Source organism: Enterobacter sp. N5-15 (genome assembly GCF_057221635.1).
Genome location: NZ_CM170150.1, coordinates 3,064,666 through 3,090,777, shown reverse-complemented (window position 1 = coordinate 3,090,777; position 26,112 = coordinate 3,064,666). Strand labels below are relative to the sequence as shown.

Sequence of the window (26,112 nt, the reverse complement as noted above, 5' to 3'; positions counted from 1 at the left end):
AAAACGTATGAAAATTATTGAAACGCCCTTAAAAGATGCTGTGATTATTGAACCTAAAGTTTTTGGTGACGAACGTGGCTATTTCTTCGAAGTATATCAGAAAAAACGTTACCAGGAATTAGGATTTGGTCTGGACTTTGTTCAGGATAACCGTTCTAAATCGACGAAAAATGTCCTGCGCGGGCTTCATTTTCAGAAAACAAAGCCTCAGGGTAAGCTAGTCTCAGTAACCCAGGGTTCTGTTTTTGATGTGGCTGTTGATCTCCGCCCAGAGTCACCAACATTTGGTCAGCATCATTCAGTCATTCTATCCGAAGATAATTTTCTTCAGTTTTATATTCCTCCTGGTTTCGCTCATGGTTTCTGTGTATTAAGTGATACTGCTAGTTTCCAATACAAATGCACAGATTATTATGATCCAACCGATGAAGGTGGTCTTATCTGGAACGATCCAGATCTGGGTATTGAATGGCCAGTTTCGAATCCTGTGGTTTCTGCTAAAGATTGTATTTTACCTTCACTTGAAAGTATCAAAGAACAGATTCTTAAAGGCTGGACAAATGGCTAAGTATACAATTATTGGTGGTAACGGTTTTATTGGTTCACATATCGTTACCTTGCTTAAAGAGCAAGGGCATGATGTCGTTGTCCCTGATCGTAATAGCTGCAATTCCCTCAATGGTGAGTTGGGCAAAGTCATTTATTGTGCTGGCAATGGTGATTGTGCAAAAAGCTATTTTTCTGTGCTGGAAGCAAATACGGTCTTGTTGGCAAAGTTACTGCAGGATGCACAGTTTGAAAAGCTGGTATATATATCCTCAACTCGAGTTTATATGAACCATTATAGCGCGAATGAAACTGACGATCTGGTAGTAACAGCGGATGATAACAGGAAGCTTTTTAATCTGACCAAACTGGTAGCTGAGGAGCTGTGCCTTAAGAGCGAACGTGATGTTACTGTGGTTCGACCAAGCAATGTCTATGGTTTAGCGCTCAATAGTACATTATTCTTGCCGTCAATTATCCGTCATGCCATTAATAATGGTGAAATCAACATGTTTGTTGCACCTGAATATGCTAAGGACTATGTTTCGGTCAATGATGTCGCTAAAGCATGTGTGTGGTTGGCTGAAAACAAAAATGCCAATAAAAAAATATACAATGTCGCATCTGGATTTAACGTCACAGCTAAACAAATCGCTGATGTCATTGAAAAAGAGACAGCTTGTAAAGTTAACTGGCATGACGGTAATTTTCCTCGTGAAGAGTTTCCTGTTACCAGCATAAGTAAATTAACTAATGAAATTCCGGATTATAAACCACAACATGTGCTTGATGATTTGAAAATTATGATAGCTAGTTATAAAGAAGAACTGGCGAGATAAATATGAGTGGGTTTAAGCGGTTACTTAAAAACTCTTTATCTAATATAATAAATGGCTTCTCAAATGTAATTCTTGGAATAGTTATATCTCCAGTTTTACTACATAATCTTTCAAAGGTAGATTTTTCGATTTGGTCCCTTACTCTTCAGGTTGGGGTTTTGATTGGCATTTTTGGAATTGGTCTTCAGGTTACGGTAGGGCGTTTTGTCGCCCTTCATTTAAGTAATCCACAGAAACTTCAAATGGCAATGCATCAGTCATTGCTTTTTTCGTTACTGCTCAGTGTGGTATGTTTGAGCGGGATCTTCGTTTTAGCAAAGTTCTTTTTTTCATTTTTCCCTGAAGTTTCAGAAACTAGTGCTAATGCTAGACAAATTCTTATATTAATTGGCAGTTCGTTCGTCATTAATAATGTATTCTCACCCTTCGTCGGTTATTTCACTGGTATAGAACGCAATGATATTACCGCTGGCATAAATATATTTTTTAAAGTGATTTTGGGTACGTCGATTCTGTTGCTTGTTCACCATGGTCTCGATGTTATTGCATGGGTTTATTTTGCAATAAACAGTTTTAATCAAATTACTTTTTATATTTTATATAAATTTAAAAATACATCTCAAAGAACAAAGTTATCGCTGGATAAAAATTTATTTCGAACCATAGTTGTCTTTTTCAGCGGACTCTTAGTATGGAATATCGCCCAGTTCTTAATTTCCGGTATAGGCACCTTTACCGTCGGTAAATACTCATTTCAGGAACTCGCTGGGTTTGCCGTATTAATGACACTTGTTAATGCTGGGGTGGGAATTTTGGGAGCCATGATTAATCCTATAATTCAACCCATGATAAGGATGCATAATCACGGGAATAATCAGCATGTTGAACTTCTGGTCAACAAACTTATCTTCCTTTTCTCGATGATTGTCTTTATTGGCGTCTTTATTGCCTGGTTTGCCTCTGTACATATCCTTGGCGTCTGGCTGGGATATCAGCAAGCGACAAATTTGCACGTTATGTTTTCTTTGCTGCTTGCGGCTTATCTTATTCGAATGATTGCAGCGCCCTACGGGCTTATGTTAGTCGCCTACGGCAAACAATTGTCAATTGCCTGGCTACCGGTGCTCGAAGGAATATTGAACTTTGCGTTGTCGATTTACTTTGTTCGTATATTTGGCGCCATTGGAATTGCCTACTCGACGTTTATTTCAGGCGTATTAATCATGGCTGTTTACGCATGTAAGTATCAGGCTGAAGCTGAATATAAATCAAAATTAATATTTGTCTCGTTTCTGATAATACCTGTGATGATAGCCTTCTGCCTGGTCAGTCTGGTGATGACTAAGTCGGTAACTATCCATTATGTTGTTTATGGCATCCAGGTTGCTTTTATATCTGTATTTACTGTCTTCATAATAAAACAAATAAAAAGCATCAAGAATCTGTTAAATCAATACTAATATTTCTATGGTGAAAGTGTGAAAAAAGTTGGACTCGTTACTGTTTTGTTCAATTCTCCAGGTGTGCTGCCTGACTTTTATTCGAGTGTTGAAAAACAAAATTATCAGAACAAGCATCTTTATATTGTAGATAACAGTACAAATCAGGAATCTTTTAACTTAACGCGAGAAATTCTTTTAGAGAAAGATATAAATTACACCTATATTAATAATGAAGGAAATAATGTTGGGGTTGCGCAGGCCAATAACCAAGGTATTGAACAAGCTTTAAAAGATGGGTGTGAGTATATATTGCTCACAAATAACGACTTGCTTTTTGAACAGGAAGATACTCTCAGCAAAATGATGAGTGTTGCTGAGGAAGGACAATACAAACTTGTTTCACCAGTAATATTCAGTTATCCAGAAAAAAAAGTCTGGTACGCAGGTTCATTTTTTAATAAGAAAAAAGCTATCGCCCCTCATCTTTTTGAGGGAGCCGACTACGATGATGTTTGTGCTAATATTCCAAAAGAGTGCGATTACGCACCAACATGTTTTTTGCTTGTGCATGCTTCGGTGTTTGCCACTATAGGTATGATGGATGCTCGTTACTTTGCTTATTACGATGATACTGATTTTCTCTATCGTGCAAACATAGCGGGCACCCGGGTTAGAATTATTAATGAGCCTCTAGTGTTTCATAAGGTTAGTACTTCTACTGGGGGGGGGTTAAGTCTATTCGGCGCATATTATTTGACAAGGAACCGAATATTTTTTGCCAGAAAAAATATTGAGGCTCCTTATTATATTATTAGCGTTTTCTTTACCATTGTAACCCGGTTGGTTTATCCACTTTGTCGCAGAACGCCATATAATGTCTATAAGGCTTTTGTTAGAGGGATTATCGACGGACTAATGTTAAAAAAATAAATAACTAAGAGGTTAAGGTGAGCGAAATTTCCAGTAGCACACTTGTAAATAACTATAATTTATCGACAACTTTTATTGTCAAATCACTTGTTGGACTGTTATTAATTAATTCACTTTTTAGTGGTGTCGACTTTTCTCAGATTGGTTTGATGAAAGGCCTTTCAAGTATTGCTGATTTTGGCCTAAAGATCATCCTTGTAATCGTATTGCTCGTACTTTTCAGGATTCGCAGTCTTAACCTTGCAAAAATACTCTTTTTTGCCTTTATCCTTCTCATTGGTGCTGCGCTAGGTGCATTCTATCATGGTGCTGAATATGATAAAACCTTCGCGCTTTTACTAAATATGCTCTTATGGTTTGTTATATTCAGTTATGCTAAAGAACTTGAACGTAACTTTGAGATATATATTTTTAGTGTCAAGATATCGAGTTTATTTCTTGGTGCCGCGCTGATACTTTACATCATGGCGAAGTTTGGTTTTCATGTTAAAATATTAGGTGGGGCTTGGTTATATGATGAAAATTTTCGCTTTGCAGGTACTTTTGCAGAGCCGAGTTTAAATGGCTATTTTTATGGCTTAATGTTCTTGATGGTGATGTTGTCTAATCAAAAGTACAGACTAATTCTGGCGTGTATGTTTGCCATTACCACCTATATTTCAGGTGCTAAATTTTCATTCCTGATAATTCCAGTACTCCTTGGGCTAGTTTATTTCTTCAAGGTTAAGGGCTTTTATAATTATACATACCAGCTCATTCCGTTATCTTTTATTGTTCTTTTTGTCAGTCTTGCGTTCATCTATTATGACCTTTTTGCACTCATTGCAGCTCATTTGTCAAATTCTGCAACGATGACGTATGTCACTCGTCTGGGGTTCCCAATTGTCAGCATATGGCATCTTAGTGATTATCCACTTGGCAGTGGAGTATATGGTTTCAAGAGCACGCTATCACCTTTTATACATGACTATTGTCAGGCTCTTTCTGGTTTGGACGTAAACTGTAATGAAATGAGATCTTATTTATCTTCGTTGGATCCCAATGCCTATGAAAGTTTCGCCCCTAAAGATGTCTTAAGTTTTATTATTTTAACTTTCGGCCTACCGGGCTTACTCATATTTGTCCTAAGTATATGTTTATTGTCAGCCAGACTTAAAGCAAATAAGAATCACTTTATCATTCTAATGTATATTGTTGCTTCGATGCTCTTTACATTACCTTTTAGATTTATCCTTTTTTATTCCTTCTTTATGTTTCAGTGTTACATCTACAGAATGCCGAGTAATAAATGATCTATATTAATGCGAGATTTTTGACTCAACGTAAAACTGGTGTACAGCAATATGCATTGGTACTATGTCGGGAACTCGTTAAACACGTTCCTGATATCTGTTTTTTAACACCGAAAACTGACCTCATTGATGACAAATGGAGGAAGGAATTTAATATCCTTCAAATAGGAAATCGTAACGGCCACTTCTGGGAACAAATCGAGTTACCTCGTTATCTAAGAAGCGTCGGTAGTCCGTTACTGCTCTGCTTCACTGGGTTATCGCCTGCGTTTTACAAGAACTGTTACTTTACTATCCATGATATGTCATTATACGCATATCCAAAGTGGTTCCGTTTTTTATATCGTGCTGTATACAAAGTTAACTATGCCATTCAGTCGAGAATCGCGAGAGGTATTTTTACGGTTAGTGACTTTTCAAAATCAGAGATAGAGAAGTATCTGGCGGTAGATCCAGATAAGATCACTGTATTGCCAAATTCCGTGGATACATCTATTAACCTCAAGAATTATATTGAAAATGAAAAGGTTAAGCATAAAGAGATTTTATTGGTTGGTACCTTAGAACCGAGAAAAAATATCGAATTTGTTATTAATGCTTTTTTGAATTCAAAAATCGAAGATTATAAACTCATCGTGGTGGGAGGGTTAGGGGCTGCTTTCTCAAAAGTGACTTTTTCACAGCATGAGAACATTGTATTCTGTGGCTATCTATCAGATGACGATTTAGAGTTAAAATATAGAGACGCTTCAATTTTTGTCTATCCGTCACTATATGAAGGTTTCGGACTTCCTCCTCTGGAAGCAATGCAACGCGGTTGTCCTGTAATGGCTTCTGACCGCGCAAGTATCCCTGAAGTTTGTGGTGATGCGGCATATTATTTTAATCCAGAGGACTCAGCAGATTTTAGTGCTAAGTTACGTGAATTGATTGAAAATTATGATGAGCTCAGTCCTGTATTGATTCGTAATGGATATCGTAGGCTGGAACAATTTGACGTACGTGATGTTGCATCGAAACTTATGGATGTGATCTCTCAAAGGAATATTTGAATGAAGGTTTTACAGTTTAGTAAATTTTACCCTCCAGTACATGGTGGAATCGAACAGGTAGCATTCGATATAAGTGAAGGTATCGCAAAAAGTAATGACCAACCTGTTGATGTACTCTGTGTTGATCCGATTGGAGAAAGAAAAAATGACGATAAACTCCGTTATAAAGTTTACCGTCAGAAATTGTTTGCACAGCTTTTTTCGACACCGTTATCATTTTCCTTAATATCTCGCTGGAGAATGATAAGAAATAATTATGATGTTATCCATGTTCATCTTCCAAATCCACTGGCTGTGTTGGCACTCTTTTTATTCCCTCCCAAAGGGAAGATCGTTCTCCATTGGCACAGCGATATTGTTAAGCAAAAAAAACTATTGATGCTTTTTGCTCCGTTACAAAAATGGATTTTAGATAAGTGTACCAGTATTATTGTTACTAGCCCTGTCTATGGGCAGTCCTCTCCAACTTTGCAGCCTTATCAGGATAAAATTGTTTGTATTCCAATTGGGGTTGATACCCGTGTTATGCCACTGAATGAGGACCTTGAAAAAAGTATCAAGCAGCGTTATCAAAATAAAAAAATAATTTTTTCTTTGGGACGTCTTGTTTACTATAAAGGTATGGAATATCTGATTGATGCTGCGAAGGAACTTCCTGAAGATTACATTGTTCTTATTGGTGGTACTGGTCCATTAATTGATACATTAAAGCAAAAAATTGCTAATGATGGATTGTCAGACAAAGTAATTCTTCTTGGTAGTATCAATTATTCGGATTTGGCTTCTTATTACAAAGCATGTGATGTTTTTTGTCTGCCATCTATTCATGAATCTGAAGCTTTTGGTGTAGTTCAATTGGAAGCTATGAGTTTTTCCAGACCGCTTGTGTCGACTAATATTCCTCGAAGTGGTGTGGCTTGGGTTAATCAGCACAACGAGACTGGCATCGTTGTTGAGCCTAATGATGCCAAAGCGCTTGCAAAAGGAATAGTTACAGTTATTCAAAGCAGTGAGACGTATAGTACAGGCGCGAAGGCCAGATTTGATACTATGTTTACTAAAGAGTTGATGGTTAAGAATATAATGAATTTATATTCATCATTAAAGTGAGTGCAATCATGTCATTATTTCCTGTTGTTATGGCCGGAGGCTCCGGTAGTCGTTTATGGCCGCTTTCTCGTGTTCTCTATCCAAAGCAATTTCTCTGTCTGGAAGGTGAACTGACAATGTTACAAGCGACGATTAACCGATTACAGGGCATTGAATGCGAAAGCCCCGTCGTTATTTGTAACGAACAGCACCGCTTTATCGTTGCCGAGCAACTGCGCCAGATGAGTAAACTCACTGAGAATATCATTCTCGAACCGGTTGGTCGTAATACTGCTCCGGCGATTGCGTTGGCTGCACTTGCTGCTGTTCGTGCCCAGCACGAGGGCAATGCGCTTATGCTGGTTCTGGCCGCCGATCACGTAATACAGGATGAAGAAGCGTTTCGTAATTCAGTTCGGAAGGCGCTACCTTATGCTGAAAATGGACAGCTTGTGACGTTTGGCATAGTCCCACATAAACCAGAGACTGGCTATGGTTACATTCGTCGAGGTGTTCCATGCGATGATGTTGAGCATGCCGATGCATTCGAGGTCGCGCAATTCGTTGAGAAACCTAATCTTGAAACGGCAGAAGCCTATGTTGCCTGCGGTGAATACTACTGGAACAGTGGGATGTTCCTCTTCCGCGCAGATCGCTATCTCGAGGAACTGAAAAAATATCGTCCGGATATTCTTGAGGCGTGCGAAAAGGCAATGAGCGCTGTTGATCCTGACCTGAACTTTATTCGCGTTGACGAGGAAGCTTTCAGGGCTTGTCCTGATGAGTCGATTGATTATGCTGTGATGGAACAGACTTCAGATGCTGTTGTTGTGCCAATGGATGCAGGCTGGAGTGATGTCGGCTCCTGGTCTTCGCTTTGGGACATTAGTCATAAGACGGCAGAGGGTAACGTCGTTACAGGTGATGTATTGTCCTGCAATACCGAAAATAGCTTCCTGTATTCTGAATCCGGGCTATTGACTACTGTTGGAGTGAAAGATTTGGTCGTTGTTCAGACCAAGGATGCTGTATTGATTGCCGATCGTAACGCCGTACAGGATGTGAAGAAAATTGTCGAATCGATCAAAGCAGACGGCCGTCACGAACATCATACTCACCGTGAAGTTTATCGTCCTTGGGGTAAATATGACTCGATTGATACGGGAAGCCGCTATCAGGTTAAGCGATTGACCGTAAAGCCGGGCGAAGGTATCTCTCTTCAGATGCATCACCATCGTGCGGAGCATTGGATTGTCGTCGCGGGAACTGCACAAGTGACTATTAACGAGCAAACAAAACTTCTCGGTGAAAATGAGTCTATTTATATTCCTGTTGGGGCGACACACTGTCTGGAAAACCCTGGAAAGATCCCTTTAGAATTGATTGAGGTTCGCTCAGGTTCTTATCTTGGGGAGGATGATATTGTACGTTTTGCTGACAGGTATGGTCGTGTTTGAGATTACGGTAAAATTATCATGGAAAAATTAACCTGTTTTAAAGCCTACGATATTCGCGGCAGGCTGGGCGAAGAGCTGAATGAAGACATCGCGTGGCGCATTGGCCGCGCGTACGGCGAATATTTAAAACCGCAGACCATCGTGCTGGGCGGTGACGTGCGCCTGACCAGCGAGTCCCTGAAGCTGGCCCTGGCGAAAGGGCTGCAGGACGCGGGCGTGGACGTGCTGGATATCGGCCTTTCCGGGACCGAAGAGATTTACTTTGCCACCTTCCACCTGGGCGTGGACGGCGGTATCGAAGTGACGGCCAGCCACAACCCGATGGACTACAACGGCATGAAGCTGGTGCGCAAGGGCGCCCGTCCGATCAGCGGCGATACCGGCCTGCGCGACGTGCAGCGCCTGGCGGAAGCCAACGATTTCCCGCCGGTGAACGACGCGAAGCGCGGCAGCTACAAAAAAATTAACCTGCAGAAAGACTACATCGACCACCTGCTGGGCTACATCAACGTGGCGAACCTGAAGCCGCTGAAGCTGGTGATTAACTCCGGTAACGGCGCGGCTGGCCCGGTGGTGGATGCCCTCGAAGCGCGCTTTAAGGCGCTGAACGTGCCGGTCACCTTCATCAAGGTGCACAACACCCCGGACGGCAACTTCCCGAACGGTATTCCTAACCCGCTGCTGCCGGAGTGCCGCGACGACACCCGCAACGCGGTGATTGAGCACGGCGCGGACATGGGTATCGCCTTTGACGGCGATTTCGACCGCTGCTTCCTGTTCGACGAGAAAGGGCAGTTCATCGAGGGCTACTACATTGTCGGCCTGCTGGCGGAAGCGTTCCTCGAGAAAAACCCGGGCGCGAAAATCATTCATGACCCGCGCCTTTCCTGGAACACCGTCGACGTGGTGTCAGCGGCAGGCGGCACGCCGGTGATGTCCAAAACCGGCCACGCCTTCATCAAAGAGCGCATGCGCGAAGAAGACGCCATCTACGGCGGCGAGATGAGCGCCCACCACTACTTCCGTGATTTTGCCTACTGCGACAGCGGGATGATCCCGTGGCTGCTGGTGACCGAGCTGCTGTGCCTGAAGGGGCAGACGCTGGGCGAGCTGGTGCGCGACCGCATGGCGGCGTTCCCGGCGAGCGGGGAGATCAACAGCAAGCTGGCGGAGCCAGCCGAGGCCATTGCCCGCGTGGAGCAGCACTTTGCGATTCACGCGCTGGAAATTGACCGTACGGACGGCATCAGTATGGCGTTCCCGCAGTGGCGCTTTAACCTGCGCTCGTCCAACACCGAGCCGGTGGTGCGCCTGAACGTGGAATCACGTGCTGATACGGCGCTGATGGAAGAGAAGACACAAGAAATTCTGGCTTTGCTCAGGAAGTGAAGGTCGGCCGCCAGCGTATTTCTGGCGGCTTGACTGTACCTGGATTGTGCAATCAGTGTGACATAGATCAGCAAAAGCTATTCATGTCACCTAATACTGAGTTAACATCTCAACCACATTTCAAGCCGCGCATAAGCCGTGGTGACCACACCTGACAGGAGTATGTAATGTCCAAGCAACAGATCGGCGTTGTCGGTATGGCAGTGATGGGGCGCAACCTGGCGCTCAACATCGAAAGCCGTGGTTATACCGTCTCCGTTTTCAACCGCTCCCGTGATAAGACCGAAGAAGTTATTGCCGAGAACCCAGGCAAGAAACTGGTTCCTTTCTATACGGTGAAAGAGTTCGTTGAGTCTCTGGAAACGCCTCGTCGTATCCTGTTAATGGTGAAAGCGGGCGCAGGTACCGATGCAGCTATCGACTCCCTGAAGCCTTACCTCGAAAAAGGTGACATCATCATTGATGGCGGTAACACCTTCTTCCAGGACACCATTCGTCGTAACCGTGAGCTGTCTGCAGAAGGCTTCAACTTCATCGGTACCGGTGTTTCCGGTGGTGAAGAGGGCGCTCTGAAAGGCCCATCTATCATGCCTGGCGGCCAGAAAGATGCGTACGAACTGGTTGCGCCTATCCTGACCAAAATCGCAGCCGTGGCTGAAGATGGTGAGCCTTGCGTAACCTATATCGGTGCGGACGGTGCAGGTCACTATGTGAAAATGGTGCACAACGGTATCGAATACGGCGACATGCAGCTGATTGCTGAAGCTTATTCCCTGCTGAAAGGTGGGCTGAACCTCTCTAATGAAGAGCTGGCTGAAACCTTTACCGAGTGGAACAAAGGCGAGCTGAACAGCTACCTGATCGACATCACCAAAGATATCTTCACGAAAAAAGATGAAGAGGGTAAATACCTGGTTGATGTGATTCTGGATGAAGCAGCGAACAAAGGTACCGGTAAATGGACCAGCCAGAGCTCTCTGGATCTGGGCGAACCGCTGTCTCTGATCACCGAATCCGTGTTTGCGCGTTACATCTCTTCCCTGAAAGAGCAGCGCGTCGCGGCATCTAAAGTGCTGTCTGGCCCTCAGGCCAAACCAGCTGGTGATAAAACCGAATTCGTTGAAAAAGTGCGTCGTGCACTGTACCTGGGTAAAATCGTTTCTTACGCGCAGGGCTTCTCTCAGCTGCGTGCGGCGTCAGACGAGAACAACTGGGACCTGAACTACGGTGAAATCGCGAAGATCTTCCGTGCGGGTTGCATCATTCGTGCGCAGTTCCTGCAGAAAATCACCGATGCCTATGCTGAAAATGCCGGTATCGCTAACCTGCTGCTGGCACCGTACTTCAAGAAAATTGCGGATGAATATCAGCAGGCGCTGCGTGACGTGGTTGCCTACGCTGTCCAGAACGGTATCCCGGTTCCGACCTTCTCGGCTGCAGTCGCCTACTACGACAGCTACCGTGCGGCTGTTCTGCCTGCTAACCTGATTCAGGCACAGCGTGACTACTTTGGTGCGCATACTTACAAACGTACCGATAAAGAAGGCGTGTTCCATACCGAATGGATGGAATAAGTTAGCTTACTCGCTGTAATCAAAACCCGGAGCCTGTCTCCGGGTTTTTTTATGCAAAAAATGTCGCCCGTTATTCGAAGTAGTCTGAATCTCGGCCCGCTCGTAGTGATTACTCCTGGTTTGCCTTGACAGTTCAGTTTGCCAGGAGGTACAAAGCCCAACAGTTATGTTTATCGCGATGGTCTGGCGGCCATCAGTACAGTTAACTCACAGAAGTCATTAGCGAATGAAAATAACAATCTCCGGAACAGGGTATGTCGGTCTTTCTAACGGCATTCTGATTGCTCAGAATCATGAAGTGGTTGCGCTGGATATCGTGCAGGCCAAAGTGGATATGCTCAATCAGAAAAAATCGCCGATTGTGGATAAAGAAATCCAGGACTATCTCAGCAATAAAACGCTGAATTTCCGCGCCACGACAGATAAAGAAGATGCATACCGCAATGCGGATTACGTCATCATTGCGACGCCTACTGACTACGATCCTAAAACCAACTATTTCAACACCTCAACTGTAGAAGCGGTGATTAAAGACGTTATCGCGATCAACCCTGATGCGGTGATGGTCATTAAATCGACCATTCCTGTCGGTTTTACCAAATCCATTAAAGAAAAATTTGGTATTGATAATATCTTCTTCTCGCCGGAATTCCTGCGTGAGGGCAGAGCGCTTTACGATAACCTCCATCCTTCGCGAATCGTCATTGGCGAACGTTCTGAGCGCGCTGAACGTTTTGCTGCGCTGCTTCAGGAAGGCGCAGTGAAGAAAGATATTCAGGTGCTGTTTACCGACTCCACTGAAGCTGAGGCAATTAAGCTCTTCGCGAATACCTACCTGGCAATGCGAGTGGCTTATTTCAATGAGCTGGACAGCTACGCAGAAAGTCTTGGACTGAATACCCGCCAGATTATTGAAGGAGTGTGTCTCGATCCGCGCATTGGCAACCACTACAACAACCCTTCATTTGGCTACGGTGGCTATTGCCTGCCAAAAGACACGAAGCAACTGCTGGCAAACTATCAGGCTGTGCCGAATAACCTCATTTCGGCGATTGTTGATGCTAACCGTACACGTAAAGACTTCATCTCCGATTCCATCCTTGCGCGTCAACCGAAAGTGGTCGGCGTGTACCGTCTGATTATGAAGAGTGGCTCCGATAACTTCCGCGCCTCATCCATTCAGGGGATCATGAAGCGCATCAAGGCGAAAGGGGTTGAGGTTGTTATCTATGAGCCAGCTATGCCGGACGATCAGTTCTTCAATTCTCGGGTGATCCGCGATCTGGATGCCTTTAAGAAAGAAGCCGATGTCATCATTTCTAACCGCATGGCGGAAGAGCTGGCTGACGTGGCGGATAAGGTTTATACCCGCGATCTGTTTGGTAGCGACTGATTCTCTGCTTTATCCTGTAAAAAACCCGGCTTAATTGCCGGGTTTTTTATTTTCAGACCTTGTAGAAATCGCGGTACCAGTCAACGAAGTTCTTCACCCCGTCTTTAACCGAGGTTTGCGGTTTAAATCCGATCACTTCATAAAGCGCCTGGGTATCGGCACTCGTCTCCAGAACATCGCCTGGCTGAAGAGGCAGCATGTTTTTCTCTGCTTTTTTACCCAGCGCGTCTTCCAGCGCGGTGATGTAATCCATCAGTTCTACTGGCGAACTGTTACCGATGTTGTAAACACGGTAAGGCGCTGAGCTGGCAGCCGGGGAGCCGGTCTCAACGGTCCAGTTTGTGTCAGATTGGGGAATAACATCCTGCAGACGAATAATGGCTTCAGCGATATCATCAATGTACGTAAAGTCGCGCTTCATCTTACCGTAGTTATAGACATCAATGCTTTTGCCCTCAATCATCGCCTTAGTAAACTTAAACAGGGCCATGTCCGGGCGTCCCCACGGACCGTATACGGTAAAGAAGCGCAGGCCGGTGGTCGGCAAGTTGTACAGATGCGAATAGGTGTGCGACATCAGCTCATTGGCTTTTTTGGTCGCGGCGTAGAGTGAGACCGGGTGATCCACGGAATCATCGGTGGAGAAGGGCATCTTGCGGTTAAGGCCATATACGGAGCTGGATGAAGCATAAAGCAGATGCTGAACGTTATTATGGCGGCAGCCTTCCAGCACGTTGAGATGGCCGATAAGGTTGGCATCCGCATACGCGTGAGGGTTTTCCAGGGAGTAGCGTACGCCGGCCTGCGCGGCCAGATGAATCACACGATCAAACTTCTCACCAGCGAAAAGTGCGGCCATACCTTCGCGGTCGGCTAATTCTAGCTTGTGGAAGGTGAAACTCTCAGATTTTAACAGTTCCAGGCGCGCCAGCTTAAGGTTGACATCGTAGTATTCATTGAGGTTATCGATACCAACAACCTGATGACCGGCCTCAAGAAGGCGTTTACTGACGTTCGCACCGATAAAACCTGCGGCACCCGTGACTAAAAATTTCATAGCTTCCCTCATAAAACCTATTCTGACAGATGCCATAGCGCATCACATAGCGTCTATGATAGCGCGAAGGATGTAAGTTACATAACCCATCTTTCCGATATTACTCATCGGATTCTTATAGAAAAATCGCCAGTAATAGATAAACTATACAAACAAAATTATGTTTGCCCTTTTTCATCTGTTAGGGATTGTATGACGCAAAACAACAATAGCCAGGTCAGCCGAAGCAATGACCCTGAGCAAATTGATTTACTTGATTTAGTGCTGCAGCTGTGGCGTGGGAAGTGGGTGATAGCAGCCTTTGTTGTTGTTTCTATCGCCCTGGCAATTGGATATTTATCGGTCGCAAAGGAAAAATGGACCTCAAGTGCGATTATTGCGCAACCTGATGCGGCTCAGATTGCCAGCTATTCCAATGCATTGAATATCCTTTATGGTAGCGCAGCACCTTCTATGCTTGACAACCAAACGCGCGCTATTGGTCGTTTTAGCTCCTCATTCTCGGCATTATCGCAGGCACTTGAAAATCAGGCTGAGCCTGAAAAACTGACCATTGAGCCCTCGGTTAATGAGCAGCCGCTCCCGTTGATTGTATCCTATACCAGTACATCTGCAGAAGCCGCGCAAAAGCAGTTGGCGCAGTTCATCCAGCAGGTTGATGAGCAAACGGCGAAAGAACTTGCTGCTGACCTTAATGACAACATTAAAGAGCAGATAAAGACCCTGAATGATTCTCTGCAAAACCAGGAGAAGGTTGCTCAGGAGCAAAAAGATCTGCGTATCAAACAGATTGCTGAGGCACTGAAGAACGCTGAAGCAGCAAAAATTACCTCGCCGCAGGTCCAGCAGACCCAGGAGGTGACTCAGGAAACGATGTTTCTGCTGGGCAGCGAGGGGCTGAAATCGATGATTGACAATGAAGCTTCTCGTCCGTTGGTCTTCCCAACAGCCTATTACCAGACCAAGCGAAATTTGTTGGACATCCAGAATCTCAATGTGAACCCGGATACAATCCACGTTTACCGTTATGTCATGAAGCCGGAACTCCCTGTTCGTCGTGACAGCCCGAAAAAAGCGATTACTCTTATTCTTGCCATACTGCTGGGCGTGATGCTTGGTTCCGGTGTGGTTCTTGTGCGCAACGCATTACGCAACTACAAACTAAAAGCCTGATTTTTAGATTAAAAAAAACCGGGGATTATCCCCGGTTTTTTTATTTGTGACGTTTGCGAAGATTTTCAATCACCACCGTCAAATCCAGCTCCTGATCCTGCAGCAGCACCAGCAGGTGATACATTAAATCGGACGCTTCATTCGTCAGCTCCTCCCGGTCATGCACCGTCGCTGCCAGCGCTGTCTCAACGCCTTCTTCACCTACCTTCTGTGCGATACGCTTGGTTCCGCTGGCGTACAGCTTCGCGGTGTAGGAACTCTCAGGATCCGCCGTTTTACGCTCTGCCAGCAGCTGTTCCAGCTGATACAGGAACAACCACTGGTGGCTCGTCTCGCCGAAGCAGCTGCTGGTCCCTTTGTGGCACGTCGGCCCAATCGGGTTTGCCAGCACCAGCAGGGTGTCGTTATCGCAGTCGGGCGCCATGCTGACCACATTGAGGAAATGGCCCGAGGTTTCCCCTTTGGTCCACAGGCGCTGTTTCGTGCGGGAGAAAAATGTGACTTTGCCGCTGTCGATCGTTTTCGCCAGCGCGTCCTGGTTCATATACCCCAGCATCAGCACTTCACCTGAGACGGCATGCTGGACAACCACCGGCAGTAATCCGTCCGTTTTTTCCCAGTCCAGCTGCGCCTGTTGTTGCTCTGTTAACATACCCTGATCTCCACGCCCTGGTCGGCCAGGTACGTTTTTAACTCACCAATATTAATAATCTGTTTGTGGAACACGGACGCGGCCAGCGCGCCGTCCACGTTGGCATTGCGGAAGGCTTCGAGGAAGTGTTCCATGGTGCCCGCGCCGCCGGAGGCAATCAGCGGAACGTGGCAGACCGCACGGACTTTTTTCAGCTGTTCGAGATCATACCCGTTACGCACGCCGTCCTGGTTCATCATGTTGAGGACAATCTCGCCCGCACCACGCTTCTGCACTTCCTGCACCCAGTCGAGCGTTTCCCACTGCGTCACGCGCGTGCGGCTTTCATCTCCTGTGTACTGGTTGACGTGGTACTTGCCCGTTGCGGCGTCATACCAGGTGTCGATCCCAACCACAATACACTGTACGCCAAAACGATCGGCCAGGCGGGTGATCAGCTCCGGGTCGGCCAGGGCAGGGGAGTTGATAGAAATCTTGTCGGCACCAAAAGAGAGAATTTTGGCGGCGTCGTCAGCGGACTTAATCCCGCCCGCCACGCAGAACGGAATGTCGATCACTTCCGCCACGCGCGCTACCCAGCTTTTGTCGACCACGCGGCCATCGCTGGAAGCGGTGATATCATAAAAGACCAGCTCGTCTGCGCCTTCATCAGCATAGCGTTTTGCCAGCGGGACGATGTCGCCAATGATCTCGTGGTTGCGGAACTGCACGCCTTTCACGACCTGACCATCGCGTACGTCAAGACAAGGAATTATCCGTTTTGCCAGCATTGAATCGCCTCCGTCACAGTAAATTTACCTTCCAGCAGGGCCCGGCCCACAATCACACCCTGTACACCGGTACCGCGCAGCGCGGCCACGTCGGCAATATCACCGATACCACCAGAAGACTGGAACGCTACCTGCGGATAACGCGCACAGACCTCTTCATACAGCGAGACGTTGGAGCCCGCGAGCGTTCCGTCGCGGGAGATGTCCGTGCATAACACGTGCTTCAGGCCGACGGGCAGATAGATATCGACCAGCTCTTCCAGCGTCACGCCGGAATTTTCCTGCCAGCCGCTGACGGCAACCTGCTTGTTACCCTGTTCGTCAATACGCACGTCCAGCGCCAGTACAAGGGCGTCAGCGCCAAAGCGGCGGAACCAGCCCTTCACCGTCTCAGGAGCTTTCACCGCGGTTGAACCTACCACCACGCGGGCCACGCCAGCGTCCAGCAGCGCCGCAACGTCATCTTCCGTACGCACGCCGCCGCCGACCTGTACGGGCACATCAACACCGGCGACCAGATTTTTGAGCAGGGGGATCTGGCGCTTTGCCGGGTCTTTCGCGCCGGTCAAATCCACCAGATGCAGCACCTGGGCACCCTGGGCGGCATAATCCTGCAGACGCGGCAGCGGATCGTTTCCGTAGTCTCGCTGCTGGCCGTAATCGCCCTGGTGGAGACGGACAACCGTGCCGTCAATTAAATCTAAAGCGGGAATAATCATCACATCTCCAGGAAGTTTTTCAGCAGCTGCGCGCCAGCGGCGCCGGAGCGCTCCGGGTGAAACTGCACGCCGAAGAAATTGTCTTTCTGTACGGCTGCCGTAAACGCCTCGCCGTAGGTGCACTGGGCGATCGTATTCACGTTCACCGGCATGGCGTAGCTGTGCACGAAGTAAAAATACGCGCCATCTTCGATGCCGCGAAAAAGCCTGTCGCCCGCTTTGGCATAAACTCGGTTCCAGCCCATATGCGGCAGAGGTAGGCCGTGGTCGGTCATTTTCGGCACGTCTTCGTCAATAATGCCCAGCAGGTCAATGCCGTTGCTCTCTTCGCTGCGGCGGCCCAGGATCTGCATGCCCAGGCAAATGCCCAGTACCGGCTGGGTACAGGCTTTGATCAGATCGACCAGCTCGCGTTCGCGAATCTGATCCATCGCGGCCTGCGCGGTTCCCACGCCCGGTAAAAAGAGTTTGTCGGCGCGCAGCACCACGTCCGGGTCACGGCTCACCGCCGGCTCATAGCCGTGGCGCGCAATTGCCGATTTCACGGAGTTCAGGTTGGCGCATCCGGTATCCAGAATCACCACGTTCATTACAGCACTCCTTTCGACGAGGGCAGGGCGTCACCTTCCACGCGAATCGCCTGGCGGAGGGTACGGCCAAAGGCTTTGAAGAGACTCTCCACGCGGTGGTGATCGTTCTTGCCCTTGGTCTTCAGGTGCAGCGTCAGGCCCATGGTGTAGGACAGTGAGCGGAAGAAGTGCTCCACCATTTCGGTGCTCAGATCGCCCACGCGCTGATAGGTGAAATCGGCCTTATATTCCAGGTGCGGACGACCGGAGATGTCCATCGCGCAGCGCGCCAGACACTCGTCCATCGGCAGAACGAAGCCAAAACGGTTAATACCGCGCTTATCGCCAAGCGCCAGCTTCAGGGCTTCGCCCAGCGCCAGGCCGGTATCTTCCACGGTGTGGTGATCGTCAATATAGAGGTCGCCTTTTACCGCGATCTCCATGCGGAAGCCGCCGTGGGTGGCAATCTGGTCCAGCATGTGGTCGAAGAAGCCGACGCCGGTGTGGATCTTGCTGCCGCCTTCACGGTCCAGCCAGACCTTCACATCAATCTGCGTCTCTTTGGTGTTGCGCTCAACGTGGGAATAGCGGTCGCGCTTTGTCAGCTGTTCGCCAATCTTCGCCCAGTTAAGGTTGTTGCGGTCGTAGCGCAGCCCCGCGATGCCCATGTTTTCCGCCAGCGTGATATCGGTGATGCGATCGCCGATGACATAGCTGTTGGTTTTATCCAGCGCATCTTCAGCCAGGTAGCGCTCTACCAGCTTCACTTTTGGCTTACGGCAGTCACACTCGTCGGCCGGCATGTGTGGGCAAATCAGCACGTCATCAAATACCACGCCCTGAGAGGTCAGCACCTGCATCATCAGGTTGTGCGGGCCGTCAAAATCCGCCTGCGGGAAGCTGTCGGTACCCAGACCGTCCTGGTTGGTGATCATCACCAGCTTAAAGCCTGCTTTTTGCAGCTTAAGCAGCACCGGGATCACGTCCGGTTCAAAAGCCAGCTTGTCGAATCGATCGACCTGAAAATCGGCAGGTGGCTCCGAAATAAGGGTGCCGTCACGATCGATGAAAAGGATCTTCTGGGTCATACTTTCTCCGCTTTCAGGGCGTCAATCACGCGCTGGCTCTCTGCACGGGTGCCGACGGTAATGCGCAGGCATCCGCTCAGAGAAGGTTGTTTATTCTGGTCTCGTAAGATAATGCCCTGATCCCACAAAGATTTAAATACGGCGCTGGAGGCGGTGAAGCGCACCAGGATGTAGTTGGTTTCCGAGTCGAACACCTGCTCCACGCAGGGAATATCCTTCAGGGCGGTCACCAGATACTGACGTTCCGCCAGGATTTGCGCCACGCGCTCGCGCATCGCGTTGATTCCCTGAGGCGTCAGCGCCTGTGCCGCAATGTCGGCAACCGGCGTGGAGAGCGGGTACGGGGCGATCACTTTCAGCAGCAGGTCGATGACCTCTTTATTCGCCAGGGTGAATCCGCAGCGCAGACCCGCGAGGGCAAAGGCTTTCGACAGCGTACGCAGCACCACCAGGTGCGGATACTCTTCCAGCCAGCCTGCCAGCGTCGCCTGCGGGCAGAACTCGATGTAGGCTTCGTCGGCCACCACCAGGGCTTTACCGCGCGTCATCTCCAGCAGGGTGCGGATATCCTGCGGGTTGATAATCTGTCCGGTCGGGTTGTTCGGGCTACAGACAAAGACGACTTTTACGCCATCGAGATTGTCGGCAATGCCCTGCAGATCCAGCTGCCAGTTCTCGAGCGCCTGCACGTTGCGGCACGCCACGCCGAACGTTTCCGCGCTGACGCTGTACATGCCGTAGGTCGGCTGGCAGTACATCACCGCATCTTTGCCCGGCTCGCAGAAGGCGCGGATCAGCAGTTCAATGCCCTCGTCCGCGCCGCGGCTGACCAGCACCTGCTCCGGCTTCACGCCCGCGTACTGGGCGTAGTTTTCAATCACCGCTTTCGGTTGACACTCCGGATAGCGGTTCAGCGTTTGCTGGGACAGCTCAAACTGCACCGCCGTCGGGAATTCGTTGGCGTTCAGCCAGACATCCCCTTTGCCGCCAAGACGACGCGCAGACTGGTAAGGCGTCAGGCGACGGACATTTTCGCGGGCTAATTCTTCAATGTTCATGCTTGCTCCTTCAGGGCTGCAACGCGCAGCGTAACGGCATTTTTGTGGGCGGTCAGTCGCTCGGCGGCTGCGAGGGTTTCAATAGTAGAAGCCAGTGACGCAAACCCTTCGCGGGAAAGTTCCTGCACGGTCATGCGTTTCTGGAAATCCGCCAGGCCCAGGCTGGAGCAGGTAGAGGTGTAGCCATACGTGGGCAGCACGTGGTTGGTGCCGGAGGCGTAATCCCCCGCGGACTCCGGTGACCAGTCGCCGAGGAACACCGAGCCCGCGCTGGTAATGCTGTCGACCAGATCGCGCGCGCTGCGGGTCTGAATAATCAGGTGCTCCGGACCGTACTGGTTGGAGATGGCAATGCACTGCGCCAGATCGCGCGCCACAATCAGGCGGCTGGCCGCTAGCGCCTGGCGTGCCGTGTCGGCGCGGGGCAGGTCGGCAAGCTGACGCTCAACGGCTTCGCCCACGCGTTTCGCCATATCGGCATCCGGCGTTAGCAGGATGACCTGCGAGTCCGGGCCGTGTTCCGCCTGAGAAAGCAGGTCGGAGGCAACGAAGTCCGGCGTTGCGCCGCTGTCGGCAATCACCAGCACTTCAGACGGACCGGCAGGCATATCGATGGCCGCGCCGTCCAGACGCTGGCTGACCTGACGCTTGGCTTCGGTCACGTACGCATTGCCCGGGCCAAAAATTTTGTCGACTTTTGGAATGGATTCCGTGCCGAACGCCAGGGCTGAAATCGCCTGCGCACCGCCCACTTTATATACCGCCTGCACGCCGCACAGCTTCGCCGCATAGAGGATCTCGTCGGCAATCGGTGGCGGTGAGCAAAGCACCACTTTCTGACACCCGGCAATGCGCGCGGGAGTCGCCAGCATCAGTACGGTGGAGAAAAGCGGAGCAGAGCCGCCAGGAATATAGAGGCCAACGGATGCAACCGGGCGCGTGACCTGCTGGCAACGCACGCCGGGCAGGGTTTCGACATCCACGGTCTGCAGCTTTTGCGCGGTGTGGAAGGTATCAATGTTTTTCACCGCGACGGCCATCGCCTGTTTGATGTTGTCACCCAGACGATTGCTGGCATCAATGATTTCCTGCTCGGTTACCCGTAATGCGCCGACTTCCGTCTTATCAAATTTTGCACTGTATTCACGCAGCGCGTCATCGCCACGGGCTTTGACGTTGTCCAGGATCTCCGCCACGGTGCGTGAGATGCTTTCGGAGGCGGAAATCGCCGGGCGCATCAGCAGCGCGCGCTGCTGTGCTTCGCTACAGTTATTCCAGTCGATGATTGTGTTAAAGCTCATGGCGATTACTCCATCATCTTCTCAATAGGCAGCACCAGGATGGAGCTTGCGCCCAGCGCCTTCAGTTTTTCCATGGTTTCCCAGAACAGGGTTTCGCTGCTCACCATGTGCATCGCCACGCGCTGCTGATCGCCCGCCAGCGGCAGGATGGTTGGGCGCTCAGCGCCCGGCAGCAGGGCAATCACTTCATCCAGACGCTCGGTTGGGGCGTGCATCATGATGTATTTGGACTCACGCGCCTGAATCACGCCCTGAATACGGGTCAGCAGCTTGTCGATCAGCTGCTGCTTGGTGTCGGCCATGTCGCCGTCGCGCTGAATCAGGCACGCTTTAGAGCGGTAGATGACTTCCACTTCGCGCAGACCGTTCGCTTCCAGCGTCGCGCCGGTAGAGACGAGATCGCAGATGGCGTCCGCCAGACCCGCACGCGGTGCGACTTCAACAGAGCCGTTCAGCAGGCAGGATTTAAACTGCACGCCTTTCTGGTCGAGATAACGCTTTAACAGGTGAGGGTAAGAGGTGGCGATACGTTTGCCGTTCAGCGCGGCCGGGCCGTCCCACGCTTCATCAACCGGCGTAGCCAGCGACAGGCGGCAGCCGCCGAAGTCCAGACGACGCAGGGTGAAGTAACGCGGATCTTCGCCCTGCGCGCGGCGGGTCAGCAGCTCTTCTTCCAGCACGTTTTCACCGATGATGCCGAGGTCAACGACGCCATCCATGACCAGGCCGGGAATATCGTCATCACGCACGCGCAGAATGTCGATGGGCATGTTTTCAGCCAGAGCAATCAGGCGCTGGGTGTGCAGGTTAATTTTAATCCCGCAGCGGGCCAGCAGTTCGCGTGAGTCGTCGCTCAAACGGCCTGATTTTTGAATAGCTATGCGTAAGCGTGAGTTATCTAACATTCTTTATTCCTCGTTAACCTGTTTTAACCTGTCCGAATTCGGTCCAAAAAAAAGCCCCCGGAAGAAGATCTTCCGGGGGCTTTCTCATGCGTTCATGCACCACTGGAAGATCCAAACGTCTTCCAGCACACATCGCCTGAAAGACTAGTCAGGATGATGGTGATGATGGTGGTGTTTAAATTGAACGCGTGTCATATAAATTCTCGATGAATGCTTATTCATTTGATGTCTTTTAACCTAAACCAGTTGTACGACATATTGCAAGGGCTTTTTTTGATCATTAATTCATTTCATATTGATGCTATGAATTGTGTGTTCTGCCAGGCTGGCGTAGCCTTATAAAAGACGAGTAAGAGTCAGGAGAATTCGCATGAAAAAGGTCGCGATTGTCGGTTTAGGATGGCTGGGAATGCCGTTGGCGATGTCATTAGCCGCGAAAGGCTGGCAGGTGACCGGGAGCAAAACCACGGCGGATGGGGTAGAGGCAGCGCGCATGTGCGGTATTGATGGCGTTGAACTGCGTCTTGAACCGGAGCTGGTGTGTGATGCTGACGATCTGGACACGCTGATGAACGTCGATGCGCTGGTGATCACGCTACCCGCGCGGCGCAGCGGGCCGGGCGAGTCGTTTTATCTGCAGGCGATGCAGGAGATCGTCGACAGCGCGCTGGCGCACCATGTTCCGCGCATCATTTTTACCAGCTCGACGTCGGTCTATGGCGAGGTTGAGGGCGTGGTGAAAGAGAGCTCCGAGCGCCGTCCCGTGACGACGAGCGGTCAGGTTCTGAAAGAGCTGGAAGACTGGCTGCATCATCTTCCCGGCACGCAGGTCGATATCGTACGTCTGGCGGGGCTGGTGGGCCCTGGCCGCCATCCGGGACGCTTTTTTGCCGGGAAATCTGCGCCAGACGGCGAGCATGTCGTCAATCTTGTACATCTTGACGATGTTGTTGGCGCAATTGAGCTACTCCTACAGGCTCCGAAAGGTGGACACATCTATAATATATGTGCACCGTCTCATCCGGCGCGCAGCACGTTTTACCCGCTGATGGCACGTCAGCTGGGCCTGGCGGCGCCGGTTTTCGGTGAGGCAAAGGATGACAGTAAAGGCAAAATTGTTGATGGCAATCGCATTTGTCATGAGCTGGGGTTTGAGTATCAGTATCCCGATCCGCTGGTGATGCCCATGGAATAAGTCCCGCAGCGGAGACGATCGCACACCAGAAGGGGGCGAACATGAAACCGCTGCTGGATGTTCTTATTATTCTGGATGCACTGGAAAAAGAGGGGAGCTTTGCCGCTGCGTCGGCAAAGCTCTACAAAACCCCATCTGCGTTGAGCTATACCGTTCAAAAACTGGAGAGCGATCTCAATATCCAGATCCTCGATCGCTCCGGGCACCGCGCCCGTTTTACCCGTACCGGACAGATGCTGCTGGAAAAAGGCCGCGAAGTCCTTCATACCGTCCGTGAACTCGAAAAACAGGCCGTTAAACTCCATCAGGGGTGGGAAAACGAGCTGGTTATTGGCGTGGATGATACCTTTCCGTTTTCTCTCCTGACGCCGCTGATTGAAGCCTTTTATCAACACCACAGCGTCACCCGGCTTATCTTTATCAACGGCGTGCTGGGGGGCTCCTGGGATGCCTTAACGCAGGGCAGGGCGGATATTTTTGTCGGTGCACTCCATGAGCCTCCTCAACTGAGTGATTTTGGTTTTGCCCGGCTGGGCGTGCTCGAGCAGGTGTTTGCCGTAGCGCCCCATCATCCCCTGGCTCAGGAACCCGAGCCTATTAACCGTCGCGTGATTAAAGGCTATCGCGCCATCGTGGTCGGGGACAGCTCTCGTCCGGAATGTTCGGTCTCCTCGCAGCTGCTTGATGAGCAGGAGGCCATTACCGTTTTCGACTATAAAACCAAGCTGGAACTGCAAATAAGCGGCCTGGGCTGCGGCTATTTACCCCGCTATCTGGCGCAGCGGTTTATTGACAGCGGTGCGCTTGTTGAAAAACAGGTGCTTGCTCAAAGCAGTAATGACTCGGTGTGGGTAGGCTGGAATGAACAAACAGCCGGGCTGGCCAGCGCCTGGTGGCGGGACGAGATTTTAGCAAATAGTGCTATCGCCGCCGTTTACTCTCAGCCCGGCGTCCAGAAATCAGCCAGTTAGCAAAAAGAAAATTGTCCCGTGCTTTGCAAAGTATTGCCTTTTGTATCCGATGTGGGGCAAAATGCCGCCGCTGCAACCAAATGAATAATCGACGATATAAAAGGCGTCGGTTATTTTTTTTTGCATGTACGAAACGAAACTAAAAACCAAGAGGCCGGGCTTCGTACCGGATAGATATTTACTAAAATCCGACAGTTGTTGTCGCTGAGGAAGAAAGAAATGGGGCAATTTTTCGCTTACGTGGCGGTTATCACCGTAAAGGAGAATAACTATGTCGCATAACGCAACTCCAAACACCTCTCGCGTGGAATTACGTAAAACGCTTACGTTGATTCCGGTTGTTATGATGGGCCTCGCCTATATGCAACCGATGACGCTGTTCGATACATTCGGTATCGTATCGGGCCTCACAGACGGTCACGTGGCAACGGCTTACGCCTTTGCGCTGGTCGCTATTCTCTTTACTGCGCTGAGCTACGGTAAACTGGTTCGCCGTTTCCCGTCTGCAGGCTCTGCCTACACCTATGCCCAAAAATCCATCAGCCCGGCGGTTGGCTTTATGGTGGGCTGGTCATCTCTGCTGGACTATCTGTTCATGCCGATGATCAACATTCTGCTGGCAAAAATTTACTTCGAAGCGCTGGTGCCTTCTGTTCCATCGTGGATCTTCGTTGTCGCGCTGGTGGCCTTTATGACCATCTCTAACCTGCGCAGCATCAAGACCGTGGCGAACTTCAACACCCTGATTGTTATTCTGCAGATGGGCATTGTGGCGGTTATCGTTGGCCTGATCATCTACGGTGTTTCTCACGGTGAAGGTGCAGGTACGCTGACCAGCACGCGTCCATTCTGGTCTGAAGGTGCGCACGTTGTGCCGATGATTACCGGTGCGACGATTCTGTGCTTCTCGTTCCTGGGCTTTGACGGTATCTCTTCTCTGTCCGAAGAGACCAAAGATGCTGAGCGCGTGATCCCGAAAGCGATTTTCCTGACAGCGCTGATTGGCGGCCTAATCTTTATCGGAGCTTCCTACTTCCTGCAGCTGTACTTCCCGGATATTTCTCGCTTTAAAGATCCGGATGCGTCACAGCCTGAAATCATGCTGTATGTTGCGGGTAAAACCTTCCAGTGGGGCGTGCTGATCTTCTCCAGCGTGACCGTACTGGCGTCCGGCATGGCGGCACACGCAGGCGTTTCTCGTCTGATGTACGTGATGGGCCGTGACGGCGTATTCCCGACCCGTTTCTTCGGCTACGTTCATCCGAAATGGCGTACTCCGGCGTGGAATGTGCTGCTGGTTGGCGCTATTGCCCTGCTGGCGATTAAATTCGACCTGGTGACGGCGACCGCGCTGATTAACTTCGGTGCGCTGGTGGCGTTTACCTTCGTTAACCTCTCCGTGATTTCCCAGTTCTGGATCCGTGAGAAGCGCAACAAAACGCTGAAAGACCACTTCAACTATCTGGTGCTGCCAGTGTGTGGTGCCCTGACCGTGGGCGCGCTGTGGATTAACCTGGAAGAGAGCTCTATGGTTCTGGGTCTGATCTGGGGTGCTATCGGTTTGGTTTACCTGGCCTGCGTCACGAAGAGCTTCCGTAACCCGGTTCCTCAGTACGAAGACGTCGCGTAATACCGTGTCGGGTGGCGCTAG

26 protein-coding genes and 1 other annotated feature are annotated in these 26,112 nt (G+C 49.6%); of the genes, 16 read left to right on the top strand and 10 right to left on the bottom strand.

What is annotated here, in order from left to right:
* The first annotated feature begins 7 nt into the window (after positions 1 to 7).
* The 11 genes from rfbC (at position 8) to ugd (ending at position 13,003) form a co-directional block, all read left to right on the top strand.
* On the top strand, positions 8 to 568 hold the full coding sequence (gene rfbC / locus AC2TE5_RS14725) for a dTDP-4-dehydrorhamnose 3,5-epimerase (RefSeq protein WP_484611902.1): 561 nt from the start codon (positions 8 to 10) through the stop codon (positions 566 to 568).
* A complete protein-coding gene (locus tag AC2TE5_RS14720) occupies positions 561 to 1,385 on the top strand; it encodes an NAD-dependent epimerase/dehydratase family protein (protein WP_213327969.1) in 825 nt (274 codons plus the stop codon). Before rfbC ends, AC2TE5_RS14720 begins: the two co-directional genes overlap by 8 nt.
* Before the next feature lie 2 nt (positions 1,386 to 1,387).
* Entirely contained in the window at positions 1,388 to 2,845 is a 1,458-nt protein-coding gene (locus AC2TE5_RS14715) for a lipopolysaccharide biosynthesis protein (protein WP_213327968.1), read from the top strand.
* A gap of 18 nt (positions 2,846 to 2,863) precedes the next feature.
* Positions 2,864 to 3,757: a glycosyltransferase family 2 protein gene (locus AC2TE5_RS14710; RefSeq protein WP_484611901.1), complete on the top strand. Its 894-nt coding sequence runs from the start codon at positions 2,864 to 2,866 to the stop codon at positions 3,755 to 3,757.
* Positions 3,758 to 3,774: 17 nt separating this feature from the next.
* Positions 3,775 to 5,049, top strand: a complete 1,275-nt coding sequence (locus AC2TE5_RS14705; protein WP_484611900.1) for an oligosaccharide repeat unit polymerase — start codon at positions 3,775 to 3,777, stop codon at positions 5,047 to 5,049.
* The gene (locus AC2TE5_RS14700; protein ID WP_213327965.1) at positions 5,046 to 6,101 is read left to right on the top strand and encodes a glycosyltransferase family 4 protein; all 1,056 of its coding nucleotides are present in this window, start codon (positions 5,046 to 5,048) and stop codon (positions 6,099 to 6,101) included. The genes AC2TE5_RS14705 and AC2TE5_RS14700 overlap by 4 nt, the downstream gene beginning before the upstream one ends.
* A complete protein-coding gene (locus tag AC2TE5_RS14695; protein WP_213327964.1) occupies positions 6,102 to 7,211 on the top strand; it encodes a glycosyltransferase in 1,110 nt (369 codons plus the stop codon). It begins immediately after the preceding gene.
* A gap of 8 nt (positions 7,212 to 7,219) precedes the next feature.
* Complete coding sequence (gene cpsB / locus AC2TE5_RS14690; RefSeq protein WP_213327963.1) at positions 7,220 to 8,647, top strand: mannose-1-phosphate guanyltransferase; 1,428 nt, start codon at positions 7,220 to 7,222, stop codon at positions 8,645 to 8,647.
* A gap of 18 nt (positions 8,648 to 8,665) precedes the next feature.
* Positions 8,666 to 10,036 carry a colanic acid biosynthesis phosphomannomutase CpsG gene (gene cpsG / locus AC2TE5_RS14685; RefSeq protein WP_484611899.1) on the top strand — a complete coding sequence of 457 codons (1,371 nt, stop codon included), beginning with the start codon at positions 8,666 to 8,668 and terminating at the stop codon, positions 10,034 to 10,036.
* 167 nt (positions 10,037 to 10,203) lie between these two features.
* Complete coding sequence (gene gndA / locus AC2TE5_RS14680) at positions 10,204 to 11,610, top strand: NADP-dependent phosphogluconate dehydrogenase (RefSeq protein ID WP_213327961.1); 1,407 nt, start codon at positions 10,204 to 10,206, stop codon at positions 11,608 to 11,610.
* A 226-nt stretch (positions 11,611 to 11,836) separates the two neighbouring features.
* On the top strand, positions 11,837 to 13,003 hold the full coding sequence (gene ugd, locus AC2TE5_RS14675) for a UDP-glucose 6-dehydrogenase (protein ID WP_213327960.1): 1,167 nt from the start codon (positions 11,837 to 11,839) through the stop codon (positions 13,001 to 13,003).
* Positions 13,004 to 13,055: 52 nt separating this feature from the next.
* On the opposite strand, the gene AC2TE5_RS14670 is transcribed toward ugd, so the two are convergent.
* Entirely contained in the window at positions 13,056 to 14,060 is a 1,005-nt protein-coding gene (locus AC2TE5_RS14670) for an NAD-dependent epimerase (protein WP_213327959.1), read from the bottom strand.
* Positions 14,061 to 14,252: 192 nt separating this feature from the next.
* Here AC2TE5_RS14670 and wzzB point away from each other — a divergent pair, with 192 nt between their 5' ends.
* The gene (gene wzzB / locus AC2TE5_RS14665) at positions 14,253 to 15,233 is read left to right on the top strand and encodes an LPS O-antigen chain length determinant protein WzzB (protein ID WP_484611898.1); all 981 of its coding nucleotides are present in this window, start codon (positions 14,253 to 14,255) and stop codon (positions 15,231 to 15,233) included.
* 40 nt (positions 15,234 to 15,273) lie between these two features.
* On the opposite strand, the gene hisIE is transcribed toward wzzB, so the two are convergent.
* From hisIE to hisL, 9 genes are all read right to left on the bottom strand, one after another.
* Positions 15,274 to 15,885, bottom strand: coding sequence for a bifunctional phosphoribosyl-AMP cyclohydrolase/phosphoribosyl-ATP diphosphatase HisIE (hisIE, locus tag AC2TE5_RS14660; RefSeq protein ID WP_484611897.1), 612 nt, complete (start codon positions 15,883 to 15,885; stop codon positions 15,274 to 15,276).
* The gene (hisF, locus tag AC2TE5_RS14655; protein ID WP_484611896.1) at positions 15,879 to 16,655 is read right to left on the bottom strand and encodes an imidazole glycerol phosphate synthase subunit HisF; all 777 of its coding nucleotides are present in this window, start codon (positions 16,653 to 16,655) and stop codon (positions 15,879 to 15,881) included. Before hisF ends, hisIE begins: the two co-directional genes overlap by 7 nt.
* Positions 16,637 to 17,374, bottom strand: a complete 738-nt coding sequence (hisA, locus tag AC2TE5_RS14650) for a 1-(5-phosphoribosyl)-5-[(5-phosphoribosylamino)methylideneamino]imidazole-4-carboxamide isomerase (RefSeq protein ID WP_213327957.1) — start codon at positions 17,372 to 17,374, stop codon at positions 16,637 to 16,639. The genes hisF and hisA overlap by 19 nt, the downstream gene beginning before the upstream one ends.
* Positions 17,374 to 17,964 carry an imidazole glycerol phosphate synthase subunit HisH gene (gene hisH / locus AC2TE5_RS14645; protein WP_484611895.1) on the bottom strand — a complete coding sequence of 197 codons (591 nt, stop codon included), beginning with the start codon at positions 17,962 to 17,964 and terminating at the stop codon, positions 17,374 to 17,376. The genes hisA and hisH overlap by 1 nt, the downstream gene beginning before the upstream one ends.
* Positions 17,964 to 19,031 carry a bifunctional histidinol-phosphatase/imidazoleglycerol-phosphate dehydratase HisB gene (gene hisB / locus AC2TE5_RS14640; protein ID WP_248208321.1) on the bottom strand — a complete coding sequence of 356 codons (1,068 nt, stop codon included), beginning with the start codon at positions 19,029 to 19,031 and terminating at the stop codon, positions 17,964 to 17,966. Before hisB ends, hisH begins: the two co-directional genes overlap by 1 nt.
* Positions 19,028 to 20,089, bottom strand: coding sequence for a histidinol-phosphate transaminase (hisC, locus tag AC2TE5_RS14635; RefSeq protein ID WP_202773370.1), 1,062 nt, complete (start codon positions 20,087 to 20,089; stop codon positions 19,028 to 19,030). The genes hisB and hisC overlap by 4 nt, the downstream gene beginning before the upstream one ends.
* Positions 20,086 to 21,390 (bottom strand): histidinol dehydrogenase, encoded by a 1,305-nt coding sequence (gene hisD / locus AC2TE5_RS14630; RefSeq protein ID WP_484611894.1) that lies wholly within the window; start codon positions 21,388 to 21,390, stop codon positions 20,086 to 20,088. Before hisD ends, hisC begins: the two co-directional genes overlap by 4 nt.
* 5 nt (positions 21,391 to 21,395) lie before the next feature.
* Positions 21,396 to 22,295, bottom strand: coding sequence for an ATP phosphoribosyltransferase (hisG, locus tag AC2TE5_RS14625; RefSeq protein WP_484611893.1), 900 nt, complete (start codon positions 22,293 to 22,295; stop codon positions 21,396 to 21,398).
* A gap of 45 nt (positions 22,296 to 22,340) precedes the next feature.
* Positions 22,341 to 22,464 (bottom strand) — a sequence feature (His leader region).
* Positions 22,440 to 22,490 carry a his operon leader peptide gene (hisL, locus tag AC2TE5_RS14620; protein ID WP_001364200.1) on the bottom strand — a complete coding sequence of 17 codons (51 nt, stop codon included), beginning with the start codon at positions 22,488 to 22,490 and terminating at the stop codon, positions 22,440 to 22,442. (Overlaps the previous feature by 25 nt.)
* Positions 22,491 to 22,665: 175 nt before the next feature.
* Here hisL and AC2TE5_RS14615 point away from each other — a divergent pair, with 175 nt between their 5' ends.
* From AC2TE5_RS14615 to AC2TE5_RS14600, 4 genes are all read left to right on the top strand, one after another.
* Entirely contained in the window at positions 22,666 to 23,490 is an 825-nt protein-coding gene (locus AC2TE5_RS14615) for an SDR family oxidoreductase (RefSeq protein ID WP_484611892.1), read from the top strand.
* 41 nt (positions 23,491 to 23,531) lie between these two features.
* Positions 23,532 to 24,461 carry a LysR substrate-binding domain-containing protein gene (locus AC2TE5_RS14610; RefSeq protein WP_213327951.1) on the top strand — a complete coding sequence of 310 codons (930 nt, stop codon included), beginning with the start codon at positions 23,532 to 23,534 and terminating at the stop codon, positions 24,459 to 24,461.
* A 219-nt stretch (positions 24,462 to 24,680) separates the two neighbouring features.
* On the top strand, positions 24,681 to 24,743 hold the full coding sequence (gene yoeI / locus AC2TE5_RS14605; RefSeq protein ID WP_099458931.1) for a membrane protein YoeI: 63 nt from the start codon (positions 24,681 to 24,683) through the stop codon (positions 24,741 to 24,743).
* Positions 24,733 to 26,091 (top strand): APC family permease, encoded by a 1,359-nt coding sequence (locus AC2TE5_RS14600; protein ID WP_023336236.1) that lies wholly within the window; start codon positions 24,733 to 24,735, stop codon positions 26,089 to 26,091. Before yoeI ends, AC2TE5_RS14600 begins: the two co-directional genes overlap by 11 nt.
* Positions 26,092 to 26,112: the final 21 nt, after the last annotated feature.

What these genes read in the sequence shown, in the direction of transcription:
- AC2TE5_RS14615 (WP_484611892.1), top strand. Translation starts at nt 22,666, where the DNA reads ATGAAAAAGGTCGCGATTGTCGGTTTAGGATGGCTGGGAATGCCGTTG.
- AC2TE5_RS14720 (WP_213327969.1), top strand. Translation starts at nt 561, where the DNA reads ATGGCTAAGTATACAATTATTGGTGGTAACGGTTTTATTGGTTCACAT.
- wzzB (WP_484611898.1), top strand. Translation starts at nt 14,253, where the DNA reads ATGACGCAAAACAACAATAGCCAGGTCAGCCGAAGCAATGACCCTGAG.
- hisB (WP_248208321.1), bottom strand. Translation starts at nt 19,031, where the DNA reads ATGACCCAGAAGATCCTTTTCATCGATCGTGACGGCACCCTTATTTCG.
- cpsG (WP_484611899.1), top strand. Translation starts at nt 8,666, where the DNA reads ATGGAAAAATTAACCTGTTTTAAAGCCTACGATATTCGCGGCAGGCTG.
- AC2TE5_RS14600 (WP_023336236.1), top strand. Translation starts at nt 24,733, where the DNA reads ATGTCGCATAACGCAACTCCAAACACCTCTCGCGTGGAATTACGTAAA.
- hisD (WP_484611894.1), bottom strand. Translation starts at nt 21,390, where the DNA reads ATGAGCTTTAACACAATCATCGACTGGAATAACTGTAGCGAAGCACAG.
- hisG (WP_484611893.1), bottom strand. Translation starts at nt 22,295, where the DNA reads ATGTTAGATAACTCACGCTTACGCATAGCTATTCAAAAATCAGGCCGT.
- AC2TE5_RS14670 (WP_213327959.1), bottom strand. Translation starts at nt 14,060, where the DNA reads ATGAAATTTTTAGTCACGGGTGCCGCAGGTTTTATCGGTGCGAACGTC.
- AC2TE5_RS14700 (WP_213327965.1), top strand. Translation starts at nt 5,046, where the DNA reads ATGATCTATATTAATGCGAGATTTTTGACTCAACGTAAAACTGGTGTA.
- AC2TE5_RS14695 (WP_213327964.1), top strand. Translation starts at nt 6,102, where the DNA reads ATGAAGGTTTTACAGTTTAGTAAATTTTACCCTCCAGTACATGGTGGA.
- cpsB (WP_213327963.1), top strand. Translation starts at nt 7,220, where the DNA reads ATGTCATTATTTCCTGTTGTTATGGCCGGAGGCTCCGGTAGTCGTTTA.
- ugd (WP_213327960.1), top strand. Translation starts at nt 11,837, where the DNA reads ATGAAAATAACAATCTCCGGAACAGGGTATGTCGGTCTTTCTAACGGC.
- gndA (WP_213327961.1), top strand. Translation starts at nt 10,204, where the DNA reads ATGTCCAAGCAACAGATCGGCGTTGTCGGTATGGCAGTGATGGGGCGC.
- hisIE (WP_484611897.1), bottom strand. Translation starts at nt 15,885, where the DNA reads ATGTTAACAGAGCAACAACAGGCGCAGCTGGACTGGGAAAAAACGGAC.
- hisC (WP_202773370.1), bottom strand. Translation starts at nt 20,089, where the DNA reads ATGAACATTGAAGAATTAGCCCGCGAAAATGTCCGTCGCCTGACGCCT.
- rfbC (WP_484611902.1), top strand. Translation starts at nt 8, where the DNA reads ATGAAAATTATTGAAACGCCCTTAAAAGATGCTGTGATTATTGAACCT.
- hisH (WP_484611895.1), bottom strand. Translation starts at nt 17,964, where the DNA reads ATGAACGTGGTGATTCTGGATACCGGATGCGCCAACCTGAACTCCGTG.
- AC2TE5_RS14610 (WP_213327951.1), top strand. Translation starts at nt 23,532, where the DNA reads ATGAAACCGCTGCTGGATGTTCTTATTATTCTGGATGCACTGGAAAAA.
- AC2TE5_RS14715 (WP_213327968.1), top strand. Translation starts at nt 1,388, where the DNA reads ATGAGTGGGTTTAAGCGGTTACTTAAAAACTCTTTATCTAATATAATA.
- hisF (WP_484611896.1), bottom strand. Translation starts at nt 16,655, where the DNA reads ATGCTGGCAAAACGGATAATTCCTTGTCTTGACGTACGCGATGGTCAG.
- hisA (WP_213327957.1), bottom strand. Translation starts at nt 17,374, where the DNA reads ATGATTATTCCCGCTTTAGATTTAATTGACGGCACGGTTGTCCGTCTC.